The 1321-nt window shown below is 61.4% G+C and carries 1 protein-coding gene and 1 other annotated feature; the gene reads left to right on the top strand.

Going from position 1 to position 1321, the window contains the following annotated elements; all coding sequences use genetic code 11:
* Positions 1-50 precede the first annotated feature (50 nt).
* A protein-coding gene (locus tag P0D73_RS46415) for an IS3 family transposase (protein WP_408436450.1) occupies positions 51-1282 on the top strand; the annotation gives its coding sequence in 2 pieces (ribosomal slippage) (positions 51-339 and positions 339-1282; 1233 coding nt in all).
* Positions 329-445: a sequence feature (AL1L pseudoknot), on the top strand. It overlaps the preceding gene by 117 nt.
* Positions 1283-1321 lie beyond the last annotated feature (39 nt).

Genomic DNA, 1321 nt, shown 5'->3' with positions numbered 1-1321 from the left:
TGAACCGCCCCGGATTTTGAGGAGGCTCCAACCTCTGAGAAGATGGAGCTATGAACAAGTCGAACAAGTTTTCGCCTGAGTCCCGTGAGCGCGCGGTGCGCATGGTGCAGGAGCACCGCGGAGAGTACCCGTCGCTTTGGGCTGCGGTGGAGTCAATTGCGCCCAAGATCGGCTGCGTGCCGCAGACCCTGTTGGTATGGGTCAAGCGCCAGGAGGTTGATGCCGGGGTGCGTGAAGGCGTGACCACGACCGAGACCCAGCGCGTCAAAGACCTCGAGCGCGAGGTCAAGGAGTTGCGCCGGGCCAACGAGATCCTGAAGCTGGCGAGCGCTTTTTTCGCGCAGGCGGAGCTCGACCGCCGACTCAAGTGATGAGGGACTTCATCGACGTGCACCGCGGTACTCATGGGGTCGAGCCGATCTGTAAAGTGCTGCAGATTGCCCCGTCGGGTTACCGCCGTTACGCAGCCCAGCAGCGGGACCACACATTGCGACCGGCGCGTGCTCGACGCGACGAAGAGCTGGTGCCGCAGATCGAGCGCGTCTGGCAGGCCAATATGCAGGTCTACGGCGCTGATAAGGTCTGGCGTCAGTTGACCCGTGAGGGTACTGCGGTCGCGCGATGCACCGTCGAACGACTGATGCGTCGTCAGGGACTGCGCGGTGTGATGCGCGGCAAGGTGGTACGCACGACGATCAGCGACGACAAGGCGCCCTATCCGCTGGACCGGGTCAATCGGCAGTTCCGGGCGCAGCGACCGAACCAGCTGTGGGTTTCGGACTTCACCTATGTATCGACCTGGCAGGGCTGGCTGTACGTGGCCTTTGTGATCGACGTCTTCGCCCGGCGAATTGTTGGCTGGCGCGTCAGCAGTTCGATGCGCACGGACTTTGTACTCGATGCATTGGAACAGGCGCTCTGGGCACGCCAACCAGAGCGGGACAGCCGCTTGATACACCATTCGGACAGAGGATCGCAATACGTGTCTATTCGCTATAGCGAGCGCCTGGCCGAGGCCGGCATCGAACCGTCGGTGGGCAGCAAGGGCGACAGCTACGACAACGCCCTGGCAGAGACTATCAATGGGCTCTATAAAGCCGAGCTGATTCATCGTCGAGCGCCCTGGAAGACCAAAGAGGCCGTGGAGTTCGCCACGCTGGAATGGGTGTCATGGTTTAACAACCATCGACTGCTGGAACCCATCGGCTACATCCCTCCGGCCGAAGCTGAGGCAAACTACTACCGGCAACTCGCCAACCAAGCTGTCCCAATGGCAGCGTAACTTAAACCCAACAGCCTCCACTGAAACCGGGGCGGTTCA

Source organism: Paraburkholderia sp. RL18-101-BIB-B (assembly GCF_046026985.1).
Lineage (GTDB): Bacteria > Pseudomonadota > Gammaproteobacteria > Burkholderiales > Burkholderiaceae > Paraburkholderia.
Note: the sequence above shows the minus strand (reverse complement) of the source record. Positions and strands in the feature narration are given on the sequence as shown.